Annotated in this window: 13 protein-coding genes; 4 read left to right on the top strand and 9 right to left on the bottom strand. The window is 45.4% G+C overall.

The genetic code is table 11. The annotated features are described in order from the left end of the window. Positions 1 to 61 precede the first annotated feature (61 nt). The 6 genes from DN53_RS13045 to DN53_RS13020 all read right to left on the bottom strand — a co-directional run bounded on the left by DN53_RS13045 (position 62) and on the right by DN53_RS13020 (position 5,380). Positions 62 to 886, bottom strand: coding sequence for a thymidylate synthase (locus DN53_RS13045; RefSeq protein ID WP_129654787.1), 825 nt, complete (start codon positions 884 to 886; stop codon positions 62 to 64). A gap of 49 nt (positions 887 to 935) precedes the next feature. Next, complete coding sequence (locus DN53_RS13040; RefSeq protein WP_129654785.1) at positions 936 to 1,289, bottom strand: four helix bundle protein; 354 nt, start codon at positions 1,287 to 1,289, stop codon at positions 936 to 938. 85 nt (positions 1,290 to 1,374) lie between these two features. After that, complete coding sequence (locus tag DN53_RS13035) at positions 1,375 to 2,835, bottom strand: NupC/NupG family nucleoside CNT transporter (protein ID WP_129654784.1); 1,461 nt, start codon at positions 2,833 to 2,835, stop codon at positions 1,375 to 1,377. Positions 2,836 to 2,844: 9 nt separating this feature from the next. Next, positions 2,845 to 3,477, bottom strand: a complete 633-nt coding sequence (locus tag DN53_RS13030) for a bifunctional nuclease family protein (RefSeq protein ID WP_116217306.1) — start codon at positions 3,475 to 3,477, stop codon at positions 2,845 to 2,847. A 91-nt stretch (positions 3,478 to 3,568) separates the two neighbouring features. After that, entirely contained in the window at positions 3,569 to 4,537 is a 969-nt protein-coding gene (locus DN53_RS13025) for an electron transfer flavoprotein subunit alpha/FixB family protein (protein WP_129654782.1), read from the bottom strand. A gap of 96 nt (positions 4,538 to 4,633) precedes the next feature. Beyond that, complete coding sequence (locus DN53_RS13020) at positions 4,634 to 5,380, bottom strand: electron transfer flavoprotein subunit beta/FixA family protein (protein WP_129654780.1); 747 nt, start codon at positions 5,378 to 5,380, stop codon at positions 4,634 to 4,636. A 172-nt stretch (positions 5,381 to 5,552) separates the two neighbouring features. On the opposite strand from DN53_RS13020, the gene DN53_RS13015 reads away from it, so the two are divergent. The 4 genes from DN53_RS13015 (at position 5,553) to DN53_RS13000 (ending at position 12,300) form a co-directional block, all read left to right on the top strand. Further along, positions 5,553 to 6,530, top strand: coding sequence for a pyruvate dehydrogenase complex E1 component subunit beta (locus DN53_RS13015; RefSeq protein ID WP_129654778.1), 978 nt, complete (start codon positions 5,553 to 5,555; stop codon positions 6,528 to 6,530). Between the two features lie 158 nt (positions 6,531 to 6,688). Then, the gene (locus tag DN53_RS13010) at positions 6,689 to 9,184 is read left to right on the top strand and encodes a DUF5686 and carboxypeptidase-like regulatory domain-containing protein (protein ID WP_129654776.1); all 2,496 of its coding nucleotides are present in this window, start codon (positions 6,689 to 6,691) and stop codon (positions 9,182 to 9,184) included. A gap of 75 nt (positions 9,185 to 9,259) precedes the next feature. Beyond that, positions 9,260 to 9,787, top strand: coding sequence for an inorganic diphosphatase (locus tag DN53_RS13005; RefSeq protein ID WP_129654774.1), 528 nt, complete (start codon positions 9,260 to 9,262; stop codon positions 9,785 to 9,787). Positions 9,788 to 9,900: 113 nt separating this feature from the next. Beyond that, on the top strand, positions 9,901 to 12,300 hold the full coding sequence (locus DN53_RS13000) for a sodium-translocating pyrophosphatase (protein ID WP_129654772.1): 2,400 nt from the start codon (positions 9,901 to 9,903) through the stop codon (positions 12,298 to 12,300). Positions 12,301 to 12,517: 217 nt separating this feature from the next. On the opposite strand, the gene DN53_RS12995 is transcribed toward DN53_RS13000, so the two are convergent. The 3 genes from DN53_RS12995 to DN53_RS12985 form a co-directional block, all read right to left on the bottom strand. Continuing rightward, positions 12,518 to 13,231, bottom strand: coding sequence for an energy transducer TonB (locus DN53_RS12995; RefSeq protein ID WP_129654770.1), 714 nt, complete (start codon positions 13,229 to 13,231; stop codon positions 12,518 to 12,520). Positions 13,232 to 13,369: 138 nt separating this feature from the next. Next, entirely contained in the window at positions 13,370 to 13,798 is a 429-nt protein-coding gene (locus tag DN53_RS12990; RefSeq protein ID WP_129654768.1) for a DUF1801 domain-containing protein, read from the bottom strand. 5 nt (positions 13,799 to 13,803) lie between these two features. Next, positions 13,804 to 15,084, bottom strand: coding sequence for a serine hydrolase domain-containing protein (locus DN53_RS12985; protein ID WP_129654766.1), 1,281 nt, complete (start codon positions 15,082 to 15,084; stop codon positions 13,804 to 13,806). Between the last annotated feature and the right edge of the window lie 27 nt (positions 15,085 to 15,111).

Below are 15,111 nucleotides of genomic sequence, written 5' to 3'. Positions count from 1 at the left end.
GATGGGTAAATAGTTTTAATTACAATCCAACAAATACAAAGACGACTATGGTGAAAATTCGTTACACGGCCACCACTCCTTTAATATGTGGATGCGGGTCGTAGTGGAGCAATTCAAAATCGTCAAAAGTGAAATCAAAAATATCCTTTACCTCTGGGTTCAATCGCATGGTGGGCAAAGGTCGTGGGTCGCGACTCAGTTGGAGTTCAACCTGTTCCCTGTGGTTGTCGTAGATATGTGCATCACCAAAGGTGTGGATGAATTCCCCGGGCTGGTAGCCACAAACTTGGGCCATCATCATGGTAAACAATGCATAGGAAGCTATATTGAAGGGGACACCCAAAAAGATGTCCGCGCTACGTTGATACAGCTGGCAGGAAAGTTTTCCATCGGCTACATAAAACTGGAAAAAGGCGTGACAGGGAGGGAGTGCTGCCTTACCATTGGCCACATTTTCCGAAAAAGATACCGAAGTGTCTGGAAGTACACTGGGATTCCATGCGGAGACCAACATCCTGCGGCTATTGGGATTGTTCTTCAGGGTTTCGATGACTTCTTTGATCTGGTCGATTTCCTCACTGTTCCAATTGCGCCATTGGTGTCCGTATACCGGGCCTAAATCCCCATTTTCATCGGCCCATTCGTTCCAAATCCGTACCCCGTTTTCCTGTAGATATTGAATGTTGGTATCACCTTTCAAAAACCAAAGCAATTCATGGACAATGGATTTTAGATGCAGCTTTTTAGTGGTGACCATGGGAAATCCTTCGGAGAGGTCAAAACGCATTTGATAGCCAAAAACGCTCAAGGTTCCTGTTCCCGTGCGATCGCCCTTGGCATTGCCGTGTTCCAAAACGTGTTTAAGAAGGTCGTGGTATTGTTTCATAATGGGGTTAAAGATAAAAGCAAATAGGTAAAGGATAAAGAGTTGAGCCTTATGATTTATTATATTTTATTAACGATGAAATTCGCTTTTGAAGGCGATGTATTTTGTCAATAATGGGTATAGTCGCTTCCTTTGGAACAAAATTCAAATCAAGGCAAAGTATGATATGGGTTTCAAGTTCATATGCAGAGCCTAGGCTTATTTGAAGAAAGCGGGAAAAATCTTTGTTTGAATATTTGCCACATCCTTCCGCTATGTTTGCAGGAATTGAAATGGCACATCGGTTTATTTGGGATACTAGTCCAAATCGTTCAGATTTTGGCAATGATTTTGAGATGGTGTAGATATCTTTTACAAGAAATCTGGCCTCTTTCCAAATTTCCAACTCTCGAAAATTCCGCATAGCAGTATTGCTTTTACATTACGAGGTTGATTTTATATTTTAAAGAGTGAACTTTTATCCTTCACCCATTGCTCTTTTGCCTATTCTATCCCAAAATCATTCCGGCAATGGTGGCCGAGAGAAGTGAGGCCAAGGAACCGCCCAAAACGGCCTTCATGCCAAATTCGGAGAGCGTTTTGCGTTGTCCGGGGGCCAAGGAGCCAATGCCACCTATCTGAATACCAATGGAGGCAAAGTTGGCAAAGCCACAGAGCATATACGTGGCCATGATCACAGATTTGTTATAAGCAAAGTGCAGGTCGCTGGTCATGTTCTTGAGTTCCGCCAATTGGATATAACCCACAAATTCGCTGGCTGCCAATTTAATGCCAAGCAACTGACCCATAAGCATAACATCTTCGTTGGCCACGCCTATAAGCCACATGAGGGGAGCGAATACAGTGCCTAAGATAGCTTCCAATGAAAAACTGTTGTAGGGAGAGTTGGCTGCAATCCAATTGTTGAGAGTGCTCCAATCGCCGACCCAGCCCAAAATACCATTGATCATGGCAATAAAGGCCACAAAGACCAAAAGCATGGCGCCTACATTTAAGGCCAGTTTTAATCCTTCCGTGGTTCCGTTGGCAATGGCGTCCAAGATGTTGGCGCCTATTTTTTCCGAAGAGACTTGGACATCAGTATTTACGGTTTCGGTCTGAGGGTATAATATTTTTGAAATGACAATGGCCCCAGGTGCCGCCATTACGGAGGCGGCCAACAGGTGTTTGGCAAAAACCAAGCGTAGCGCAGGGTCGTCCCCACCCAAAAAACCAATATAGGCTGCAAGAACAGCGCCGGCTACGGTGGCCATCCCGCCAATCATCACCAAGAGGATTTCGGACTTGTTCATTTTTTCCAGATAGGCCTTGATGAGCAAAGGGGCTTCGGTCTGTCCCAAAAAGATATTTCCGGCCACGGATAGGCTTTCCGCTCCTGATATGCCCAATGATTTGGACAATAACCAAGCCATGGCCTTGACCACTTTTTGAATGACTCCCAAGTAGAACAATACTGAGGTCAATGCAGAGAAAAATATAATGGTAGGCAATACCTGAAAGGCAAAAATATAGCCGAATGTGTCCATGTCCACGACCAAGCCCTCAAAAAGGAACTGGCTTCCTGCACGGGTAAAGTCCAGAATACTGACAAAAACTTCTCCAACTTTTTCAAAAGCGTATTGTACAAAAGATACCTTGAGCACTCCAACGGCAATCAGCAATTGCAACGCAAGGCCAATGCCTACCGTTTTCCAGTTGATAGCCTTTCGGTTGGAGCTGAACAAAAATGAGATGAAAATCAATACGGCCATTCCCAAAGCCCCGCGCCATAACGTATGGAAGGAAAAACCTTGGTTTGGGATAATTTCCGTTACGTTCTGGGATGGAATATCATTGATGAGGGTGGTGCCTAGGGCAATATTGAGGGAGTCGGTAGGTGGGGTATTTTGTCCTAAGGCAATAGTGCACAGGAGCAATAGTGTCAGGAAACTTAAGGTCTTTTTCCCCATGTAGTTGTTTTATTTACGCTTGGAAATTTCGTCCCGCAGCTTGGCGGCCTTTTCATAATCTTCGTTGGCCACTGCCTTGTCCAATTCTTTATGGAGCTCATCCAGCGACATTTCCCTATACCCATGGGTGTCTGCCCCTGATTCTATTTCTACGGTTTCGCCTTCTTGAAGGATTTCATCCACTACAATGCTATCGTCTTCCTCGTTCTCTTCATTTTCCTTGGGGGAAAATTTAAGAAAAATCCCCGCTTTGTCCAAGATGGTCTTATAGGTGAAGATGGGAGCATCAAACCGGAGTGCCAGAGCAATGGCATCGCTGGTCCGGGCATCAATGATTTCCTCCACCTTATCTTGCTCACAGATGATACTGGAATAAAAAACACCATCAACCAATTTGTGGATGATTACCTGCTTTACCACAATCTGAAACCTATCCGCGAAATTCTTGAAAAGGTCATGGGTCAAGGGTCTTGGTGGTTTGATTTCTTTTTCCAGCGCAATGGCAATGGACTGGGCTTCAAAGGCACCAATGACAATGGGAAGTTTTCGGTCTCCCTCCACTTCATTTAAAATAAGGGCATACGCACCGTTTTGTGTTTGACTATATGATATTCCCTTTATTTTTAATCGAACTAAGCTCATAATCTCCTCCTAAAAACCCAAAAGGGCCGTTCAAATAAGTGGCGTTGCCAGTTATCTGAACAGCCCCTTGTTAAGGGCAAATTAACAAAATTTAAGCGTTTTGGGCTTTAAATTCCTTTAATTTTTCGATGAGCTTGGGCACCACCTCAAAGGCGTCGCCAACTATACCATAATCAGCGGCTTTGAAGAACGGGGCCTCAGGGTCATTGTTGATGACCACCTTGGTTTTGGAGGAGCTTACTCCAGCCAAATGTTGAATGGCGCCTGAAATTCCTATGGCGATGTACAGATTGCTGGCCACCGGTTTTCCGGTCTGGCCTACGTGTTCGCCATGAGGACGCCAGCCCAAATCCGATACGGGTTTGGAACAGGCAGTTGCCGCTCCCAGTACATCGGCCAACTCTTCTATCATGCCCCAATTTTCTGGGCCTTTAAGTCCACGACCTCCTGACACCACAATATCGGCATCGGCAATGGAAACTTTCCCGGCGACCTTGTCCACTTCAATGGATTTGGTGGTGAAATCTGCATCGCCCAAGGAGGGGTTAAAATCTTCAACAGCAGCTGAAACGTTGTTTTCCATTACGCCATAGGCATTGTTGGACACTCCTATGATTTTTATGTCCGAACTAATTTCGGTGTGCGCAAACCCCTTGTTGCTGAATGCAGTGCGCTTCACTACAAAAGGTGAAGTGCTATCCGGAGCGGCTACGACATTGGGGACGTAACCCGCGCTGAGTTTTGCGGTTAGGATGGGTGCCAAAAACTTGGTGTCGGCACTGGAACTTAAGATAATGACTTTGGCGCCTTCGGCTTCGGCAGCCTGGGTCAGGGCATCCGCGTAGGCCTTGGCATTGAAAGTGCCCAATTGGTCATTGGATATTTTTAAAACCTTGGAAACACCATAATTGCCCAATGAAGCCTCATCGTTGGCATTAAAGGCAACCGCGGTGACACTTGTTCCCAGGTCTTGTGCTACTTTGTAGGCATAGGAAGCCACTTCAAAGGCACTCTTTTTGAATTTTCCTTTTTCGGATTCGGTATATACTAATACTGACATAAAAGTTTTATTAAAAATTTTTCCTGAACTTGTTTCAGGAACCTTATGACTTTTTCAAATGGATTCCGAAACGAGTTCGGAATGATTTAGCTGTGCCTAAATCACTTTAGCTTCGTTGTGCAATAGGTTCACCAACTCACCAACGTTGTCTGCGTCTACCAATTTTACTGGTCCTTTTGGAGCTGGTTTCTCAAATTTTTGGTCTTGTGTGGGTTGCGAAGCTTCCACGGGGTCCACGACATTCAGCGCCTTTTGGCGGGCCATCATGATTCCCCGCATATTGGGAATGCGAAGGTCGCTTTCCTGTACCAATCCTTTTTGGCCTCCAATGACCAAGGGTAGGGAGGTACTTAATTTTTCTTTTCCGCCATCAATTTCCCGAAGGGCCGTAGCTGTATTGCCATCGACCTCTAAGCCAATGCAGGTGTTCACAAAGTTCATGTCCAAAAGGGTGGCCAGGATTCCCGGGACCATTCCTCCGTTGTAATCAATGGATTCCCTACCGGCAATCACAAGATCGTATTCACCATTTTTAACGACTTCCGCCAATTGTTTGGCCACAAAAAAACCATCGGTAGGTTCGGCATTCACCCGTATGGCTTCATCCGCTCCAATGGCCAAAGCTTTTCGGATGGTGGGTTCGGTCTGTGCACCGCCCACTGTGGCCACGTGTACGGTGGCTCCTTGCTTTTCCTTGAACCACATGGCGCGCGTCAATCCAAATTCATCATTGGGATTAATCACAAATTGCACCCCGTTTGTATCAAACTTGGTATCACCGTCCGTAAAATTTATTTTAGAGGTGGTATCTGGTACATTGCTAATGCAAACTAGAATCTTCATAGGTACTTTAAGGTTTATGGTTTCAAAGATAGCCATTAAATTCTGAAATTTATTATGCATGCATAATAAATTTTGCTCTTTTTTTGATTTATCCCCAAGCATTGTTCTTTTAGTTTTTGCTATTTTTGCTTGCGTTTTTAAGCACACTAACAAAACTTTTTAGCATCAGTTAATGAAAACACTACAGTTTAGGGAAGCAATTGCGGAAGCCATGTCCGAGGAAATGCGAAGGGACGACACCATTTATTTGATGGGGGAGGAAGTAGCTGAATACAATGGGGCCTACAAGGCTTCCAAAGGAATGTTGGATGAATTTGGACCGGAACGCGTATTGGACACTCCCATTTCTGAGTTGGGGTTTGCCGGTATCGGTGTAGGTTCTGCCATGAATGGCAACCGTCCCATTATAGAGTTCATGACTTTCAATTTCTCCTTGGTGGGAATTGACCAAATCATAAACAATGCCGCTAAAATTCGACAGATGTCCGGTGGACAGTTCAACTGTCCCATCGTTTTTAGGGGTCCAACCGCTTCTGCAGGCCAATTGGCGGCCACGCACTCCCAAGCTTTTGAGAGTTGGTTTGCCAACTGTCCGGGATTGAAGGTGGTTGTGCCTTCAAATCCAGCTGATGCCAAAGGATTGTTGAAAGCGGCCATCCGTGATGATGACCCTGTAATTTTTATGGAGTCGGAACAGATGTACGGTGACAAAGGTGAAGTGCCCGAAGGTGAATATACTATTCCTCTGGGTGTTGCCGATATCAAAAGGGAAGGTACCGATGTGACCATAGTTTCTTTTGGTAAAATCATCAAGGAAGCTTACAAAGCAGCCGAAGAATTGGAAAAAGAAGGGATTAGTTGCGAAATCATCGATTTGCGCACCGTGCGTCCCATGGACTACGAAGCCATCCTTAATTCCGTGAAGAAAACCAATAGAATGGTCATCTTGGAAGAAGCCTGGCCTTTTGGAAATGTGGCCACTGAGATCATTTACCATGTACAGGACAAGGCGTTCGATTATTTGGATGCCCCTATTGTGAAAATAAACACAGCCGACACTCCGGCACCCTACTCACCCGTGCTTTTGGCCGAGTGGTTGCCCAATCATGAGGATGTCATAAAGGCTGTTAAGAAAGTGTTATATAAATAGCTTGCGTATATTTGTAAGGTATATTAGCCTCATCAACCATGTTGATGGGGCTTTTTTAACGGAACAGTTTTTGATAAGAAGTTACTTTTAAACCAAAATTTGACCTAAAGTGCAGCTGGAAAGCCCAACGGTTTTTCCAATGTCCCATATATCAAAACATGAAGAGATTCCTAGCCGTTTTCTTTTTCCTTTCCTCTTTGACCATTTTCTCACAGACCAAGGTGGGCGGTATTGTATTGGATGAATCCGGCGAACCCATTGCCTTTGCCAATATCATCTTTAAAAACTCATCCGAAGGGACCATTACCAATGACAATGGTAGATTCTACTTGGAATCGGATGATACCTATGAAACCATCACGGTTACTTTTATTGGGTATGAGAGTAAGGACATTGATTTGCCCCAAAAGGTGAACTACGGATTGGAGATCGTGTTGAACGAATCCATGGAGCAGCTGAAAGAGGTTATCGTGTATACTGGTAAGCAGTCCAAAAAAGATAACCCGGCCATTGATATCCTTAGAAAAATCTGGGCCAAGAAACGTGAAAATGGGGTTCGTAAGTTCAAACAATACAAGTACGATAAATACGAAAAAGTTGAGTTCGACCTCAATACCATAGACAGCGCATTGATCCAAAGTAAGCTGTTCAGGGGGTTGGAGTTTATGTTCGAGGATTTGGATACCTCCCGGATTACAGGGAAGACCTATTTGCCCTTCTTTTTGAACGAAACCTTTTCCAAGGTGTATGGCGACAATATTTTAGATCGTGAAAAGGAGGATGTCTTGGGGAACAAAAGCTCTGGATTTGAAGGAAACCAAGCCATAACGGCCTTTGTGGAAGACCTGTACTCTGATTACGACATCTACGATAATTACCTGCGGTTTTTCGATAAAAGCTTTACCAGTCCGTTGTCCAAAACAGGGGTGGACACTTATAATTATGTACTATCGGACAGTACCTATATCGACAACAAATGGTGTTATAACATCATCTATTACCCCAGACGAAAGAACGAACTCACTTTTAAAGGTGACTTTTGGGTGAACGATACCACCTTTGCCATCAAGAAAATCAACATGCAGGTCACCAAGAGTGCCAACATCAACTGGGTGAAGGAAATTTATATTGAACAGGATTTTGATGTGGTAAACGATTCGGTCTTTTTGCTGAAACGGGACTATATGCTCAGCGACTTTGCCTTCTCAAAGAAAGAAAAATCGAGAGGAGTGTACGGAAAACGCACCACGGTCTTTGATCATTATGAGTTTGATCTAAGTCGGCCCGAGTCGTTCTACAAAGCGGAATCCGACCCCTATGACCCACGGGTCTTTTCGCAGGATACCACTTTTTGGAAAAATGCCCGTTTGGAGAACCTCAGTGATGACGAATCGGGAATCTTTCAACTTTTGGACACTCTGAAGACCGTTCCCAAGTTCCGGACCTATTATGATATTGTGAGCATCTTGGGCTCTGGGTATATAGAAATTGATAAGTGGAACATAGATATTGGCGATGTTTACAGCACCTTTGGTTATAATGATGCCGAAGGAATGCGCCTTAGGGCAGGGGCCCGTACCTATTTTGGCCAAAATGATACCTGGCGGTTGGAGGGCTATATGGCCTACGGGTTTGGAGACCAAAAGTTTAAACATGGGCTTTCGGGTAAGTTCTTACTGGACCGAAAGACCAGATTGATTCTTTCCGGTGGAAACAGAAGGGACATAGAACAGTTGGGGCTTAGCCTCACCAGTACCAACGATGTGCTGGGAAGGAGTATTGCTTCATCCTCATTGGTCACAGTGGGTTCCAATGATCGGCTCACCAATATTAACCTTTCCACATTGGGGCTGGAGATGGAACCCGTCAAGAATTTCCGGATTCGTCTGGGGAGTTCCTTGCGGACCTTGAGTTCGGCCTTGCCGGAAGCCTTTAACCTAGATTATGTGGATGCGGATTCACCAACAGGCATTTCATCCGAAGTAAAACAGTTTGATGTTAGTACCACCTTGATATATACACCGGGCAAAAGAACCATTGGGTATGGCGTGGAGCCGGCCAATATCAACGATGACCATAGCACCGTGGTGTTGAATTACACCAAAGGGATAAGTGGCTTCTTGGAGAGTGATTTTGACTATGAGCGACTTCAATTTTCATACAGGCAGCCTTGGCAGGTAGGTGGTTTTGGTAGGTTAACAACCAGCGTGGAGCTTGGGAAAACCTTTGGAGAAGTCCCTTTATCGCTTTTGAGCGTAATTCCAGGTAACCAAACCCTGTTCTCGTTATACAATGTTTTCCCTAATCTGGATTTCTACGAATTTGTGACCGATACCTATGCTACCGTGCATTTGGAGCATAACTTTAATGGGAGGCTGTTCTCCAGAATTCCATTTTTGCGCAAGTTCAACCTGCGTGAAATTGTTGGGTTGAGAGGCGCTTGGGGCCAAATTTCGGATGAAAACATTGCACTGAGTGCCCCTGCCAATATCCCATTGATGGCTCCAGAGGACCAGATTTATTGGGAATACTCGTTTGGGGTGGGCAACATCTTCAAGATTCTGCGCATCGATTTTAACTTTAGGGGGAATTATCTGGATAATCCAGATGCACGCCCGTTTGGAATCACGGGAACCTTCGGATTTAATTTTTAATTAATACGAATAACGCAATTTCATTACCCCATTCCATCTATACGGGCTATTTTTGTAGAAAATAAAACTTCAAACATGTCCAAAAGAGAACCCGTTACCTTTGATGTCCTAATTGAAATTCCAAAAGGTAGCCGAAACAAATACGAATACGACTTTACCCTGCACAAGATTCGGTTCGATCGAACCCTATTTTCCTCGATGATGTATCCCGGGGATTACGGTTTTGTTCCAGAGACCTTGGCTTTGGACCACGATCCCTTGGATGTATTGGTATTGGGTACCGAACCTACCTATCCCATGGTGGTCATGGAGGTAAAGCCAGTAGGGGTGTTCCATATGACCGATGAAAAAGGACCGGATGAAAAGTTGATCTGTGTTCCCGTTTCCGACCCTATTTGGAGCAAACGGGATGATATCAGTGAACTGAACCCACATAGACTAAAGGAAATCGAGCACTTTTTCCAGGTATACAAGGACTTGGAAAAGAAAAAGGTCGACACCGGAGGTTGGGGCGGTGTGGAAGAAGCCATAGAGATTTATCACGAATGTGTGCAACGCTATGATGAAAGTGAGCACAAAAAGAAACGTACTTATACCATATAAGGAACAATCGCCAAGAAATTATGCGCTTTTATTAAATAAAAGCGCATTTTTTTTATTACTCCGTATTTTACTACATTAGCTGCCATTAAAAAAATCTTAAACAACTACTAACTATGGATTTGATTGTGAAATTTTTGCCCGTGTTTGGTATCCTGGGCTTGTTGTACGTGTTTATTAAAAACGTATGGATTTCTAAGCAGGAAGTCGGGGATGAAAAGATGGCAAGAATTGCCAAGAACATTGCAGATGGTGCAATGTCGTTCTTGAAGGCTGAATATAAGATATTGAGCATTTTCGTTGTGGCCGTTGCCATTTTACTGTTCTTCAAGGGCAGCAATGAGGCAGGTTCCAATGGCATGGTGGCCGTTTCCTTTATTGTTGGGGCCATTTGCTCCGCATTGGCTGGATTCATCGGAATGAAAGTGGCCACTAAAGCAAATGTGCGTACCACAAATGCCGCCAGAACTTCTTTGGGCAAGGCCTTGGAAGTGGCTTTTGCCGGTGGGGCCGTAATGGGTCTTGGCGTTGTAGGTCTTGGCGTTTTGGGGTTGAGTGTGCTCTTTATGGTGTATAGTGGACAAGGATGGGAACTCAGTGAAGTATTGAACGTACTTTCCGGATTCTCCTTGGGAGCATCATCCATAGCACTCTTCGCCCGTGTGGGTGGAGGTATCTATACCAAGGCGGCCGATGTTGGTGCTGACCTTGTAGGTAAGGTGGAAGCCGGTATTCCCGAAGATCACCCCTTGAACCCTGCCACCATTGCAGATAATGTTGGTGATAATGTGGGGGACGTTGCCGGTATGGGGGCCGACCTTTTTGAATCGTATGTAGGTTCCATTATTGGTACCATGGTATTGGGGGCCGTTTTTGCGGGTCTTCCAGAATTCCAAGCTGCTTTTGACGGTCTTGGGGCCGTATATCTTCCCTTGGCGTTGGCCGCAGTGGGGATTGTAATGTCCATTATCGGGACGTTCTTTGTTAAGGTAAAGGATGGTGGAAACCCACAGACCGCTTTGAATATTGGTGAATTTGGTTCTGCCGGACTTATGTTGATTGCATCATATTTCTTGATTACTGGAATGCTTCCAGAGTCTTGGGTTGAAGCAGGAAAAGAATACTCTTCCATGGGTGTTTTCTGGGCTACCATTGCTGGTCTAGTTGCCGGATTGTTGGTAGGTAAGGTCACCGAATATTATACAGGAACAGGAACTAAGCCTGTTAACTCCATTGTGCGTCAGTCCGAAACCGGTTCTGCCACAAACATTATCGCCGGTTTGGGTGTGGGGATGATGTCCACCGCCATTCCAATCATATTGATTGCCGCCGCGATTTTGGTTTCACACTATTTTGCAGGATTGTACGGAATCGCCATCGCAGCCGTAGGGATGTTGGCCAATACCGGTATCCAGTTGGCGGTTGATGCCTACGGACCTATTTCCGACAACGCGGGAGGTATTGCCGAAATGGCCGAATTACCTAGCGAAGTGCGTGAGCGTACCGATAAATTGGATGCCGTTGGAAACACTACTGCTGCTATTGGTAAAGGTTTTGCCATTGCTTCTGCAGCCTTGACCGCTTTGGCATTGTTCGCGGCCTTTATGAAGACTGCCGGCGTAACATCCATTGATGTGTCGCAGCCGGATATCATGGCGGGACTATTGATCGGGGGAATGCTTCCTTTCGTGTTCTCTGCCCTTTCCATGAACGCCGTAGGTAGAGCTGCCATGGCCATGATTGAGGAAGTACGTCGTCAGTTTAGGGATATTCCCCAATTGAAAGCAGCCCTTGAGGTAATGCGTAAATACGACGCTGATATTTCAAAAGCGTCAGAAGAAGATAGAAAGATTTTTGATGCCGCCGATGGTGTGGCCGAATACGAAAAGTGTGTGGCCATTTCCACACAGGCTTCCATTAAGGAAATGGTTTTCCCAGGACTGTTGGCGATTGCCGTTCCTGTGGCCGTTGGGTTTATTGGAGGTGCCGAAATGTTGGGCGGATTGTTGGCCGGTGTAACCACTGCTGGGGTATTGATGGCTATTTTTCAATCCAATGCCGGAGGTGCTTGGGATAATGCCAAGAAGACCATCGAGAGTGAAGGTCGTAAAGGTTCTGATGCCCATAAAGCTGCCGTGGTTGGAGATACCGTTGGAGACCCTTTCAAGGATACCTCAGGGCCATCCTTGAACATCTTGTTGAAATTGATGTCCGTTGTGGCTTTGGTCATCGCACCAAGTTTGGTAAGTCTATCCCCAGCAGATGAGTTGAGCATGGTCAAGGAGGATGCTACCGTCATCACCATTTCTGAGGAAGGCATGAAAGAGACCAAGACCATTGCGAAAAAGTTCTTGGTGGAGGTAAGCAATACTGCCGATGGTGCTTTCAAGGCCATTGTGACCTCCAGCTACGAAGCCAATGGAAAAGTAGTGGATGAGATAGAAGAGTTCACTGCTGATACCAAAGAGGAAGTAGAGCAATTGGTGGAAGCTTATAAAAATAAGACGAAGCAATAAGGAACTTGTTTTCCTAACTACATAAAAAACCACGCTAAAGGCGTGGTTTTTTTATTGTGAATTCAGTCTATGTTGGATTTCTCGGTCGTCCTTGCAGTCCTCATTACGAAATGACATGTTTTCCTGATAGATTTCTCAGTCGCTACGCTTCTTCGAAATGACCTTACCGTTCCTACTGTCATTTCGAACCCACCTTGGGAGTGCGGGAAATCTTAAATCAATTCAACTTGAACGTAATGGGTATGGAAAAAGGAACTTTTACTGCTGTTCCACGTTGTTTGCCCGGAGTCATCCGGGGTAGTTTGGAGATGATACGGGCCGCCTCGCCTTCCAAACTTTCATGGGGACCACGCATGCGTACATCGCCAATAGTGCCATCCTTTTGAATGGTGAACACCACATTTACGCGGCCTTCCAAACCCATTTCTTGGGCAATTTCAGGATAGCGGATGTTTTTTTGGATATGTTTTTGCATCATGTTCTGAAAACAAATCTTCTTTTCTTCTTTATCGGTTACATTTTCGCAGCCAGGAAATATCGGGGCGTCTTCAATCAATACCCAAGGAACAATCTCCGGCTCATCCTCATCGGCCACCTCAATGGTTTCAATAGGGGCTATTTCTGTATCCTGATCAGGTTCTGTAGATTCGATGACAGTTTCAACAATATCTTCATCGTCAGGGGCAATTTCAATTACTGGTGGTGCTTGAATAATTTTAGGGGGTTTTGGTAATTCAATTTTGGTAATGGGCACTTCTTCTATAAGCTCATCTTGAACGTGTAGTTTTGCATAATCCCAATCTACTTGGGGGTCATACGTTTTCCATTCCAATGCGGTGTAGATAAGGAGCAAGACCAAGAACATCCCCATAAAAAAGTAAAGGAGGCTGTTCCGTTTCAATTCCACATGTTGATTTTTCTTTGGTTCCATGATTTTCAAGTTTAATGGGCCCGTGAGGGTCGCAGTTCGTACCCTTAAACTACTTTGAAAATCACCCCAAAAAAACCTGTAATGAGTGAACGCCCCTTTTGGATTAGGGAATGAACTTGATTCGGTTAAGGATAGGTTTTATATGCCTAGTGTGGGGAGGTGTTTCACCTTGTGATAGGTGAGGGCGGCCCTTATACAATGCCTGAGTTCTTCCTCAGGGATTTTGTCATCCTTTTGGAAAACAAGGGCTCTTTTTCCTTCAAATTCAAAAACGTTCTGGAAGGTTGCCTTGAACGTTTCCACCAATCGGCTGGTGCACTTAAAGTACAGGGCATATTGATTGGGAGTTTTGGATTTCCAATCCATCCGGATGGTACTGCCATTTTTGGTCAGATAACTGGGTTCTCCCCATTTCAGGGTCTCTTCCAGTGCGGATATATCCTCAGTTTCCTTGGCAGTTTCCACAATCAACTCTCGAAGCACTAACAGCTTTTCCCTAGCCCAATCTGGGTAGCGGTCGAACACCATTTGTACTTCGGGGTTTGTGGTAATCTGAAGATTCCCCATGAAGATCAGTCGGTCAATGCCTGATAGATCAAGGCGCGAAGTTTTCCGTGATCGTCTATATCTCCTGCAGGGATCAATTGGGTAAAATAGACCACCACCAATTCTTCCTTAGGGTCTACCCAATAGGAGGAATGATAGGCACCGCCCCAACCATATTCACCTTTGGAGCCCAATACCCCTCGTCTGCCCAAATCCTCCACAACGGAAAAGCCCAGACCGAATCCGGTACCGTTTTCCCAAGGATAAACTACGTCACTGGCCAAATGGTTCACGGTCATGAGTTCCACAGTTTTGGGTGAGATGACCTGCTTTCCGTTAAAAGTTCCCTTGTTGAGGGTCATTTGTAGGAATTTGGCATAGTCCATGGCGGTGCTCAAAAGACCGGCACCACCGGAAAAGCTTTTTCGTGGACCATCCACATAGGCCCCTTGTCCTACCATATGCCCAGGTTCGGGAGCGCGTTCCAATCCGTTTTCGGTAGCGGAATACACCGTGGCCAAACGTTGCCTTTTATCCTTTGGAAGATAAAAATGGGTGTCGTTCATACCCAGTGGGTCCAGAATGTTTTTCTTGATGAAAACATCCAAAGGTTCGCCGGAAACCACCTCGATCAAGGCGCCTAGAATATCCGTGTTGTAACCATACACCCATTTTTCACCGGGTTGGGATTCAAAAGGGAGGTCGGCCATGCGGTTGATGGTTGCTTGGATGGGTTCGTTACGGTCTGCAAAATACCATCCTTGGATGTTGGCGGCTTTCCAGAGGTCTTTGGCTATGCCACTGCCGTAGGATACTCCCGAGGTGTGGGTGAGCAGATCGCGGACAGTGATGGGCCTTTTGGCCTTCACTACGTCATAAGAACCATCTTCCTTGGCAACGGCCACCTTGGTTTCCATAAAAGCCGGCATATATTTTCCAACGGGATCACTGATGAGCAATTGTCCTCGTTCCTGCAAGATCATCACCCCAACACTGATAACGGCCTTGGTCTGCGAAGCAATCCTAAAAATGGAGCTTTCGGTCATGGGGATATTGTTCTCCATATCGTTCTTTCCAAACGACTGCAAATAGGCCACTTTTCCTTTGCGGGCCACCAGTGCCACCGCGCCGGACAGTTCCCCGTTGTCCACATACTCCTGAAAGGTCTGGGTAAGTACGTTCAGGCGTTCGGAAGATAGGCCTACCTGCTCGGCAGGGACTTTGGCCAACTCTTGGGCCGTGGTGCCCACATAAAGCAGCGATATAAAGGCAAACAATAAAAATTTGGAAAACGATAGGGTTCTCATAATGGGTTGATTGTGATGATTATTTTC

This window comes from Flagellimonas olearia (assembly GCF_004150225.1).
In the GTDB taxonomy this organism is placed as follows: Bacteria; Bacteroidota; Bacteroidia; order Flavobacteriales; family Flavobacteriaceae; genus Flagellimonas; species Flagellimonas olearia.
This window is presented reverse-complemented; position numbering and strand designations above follow the sequence as displayed.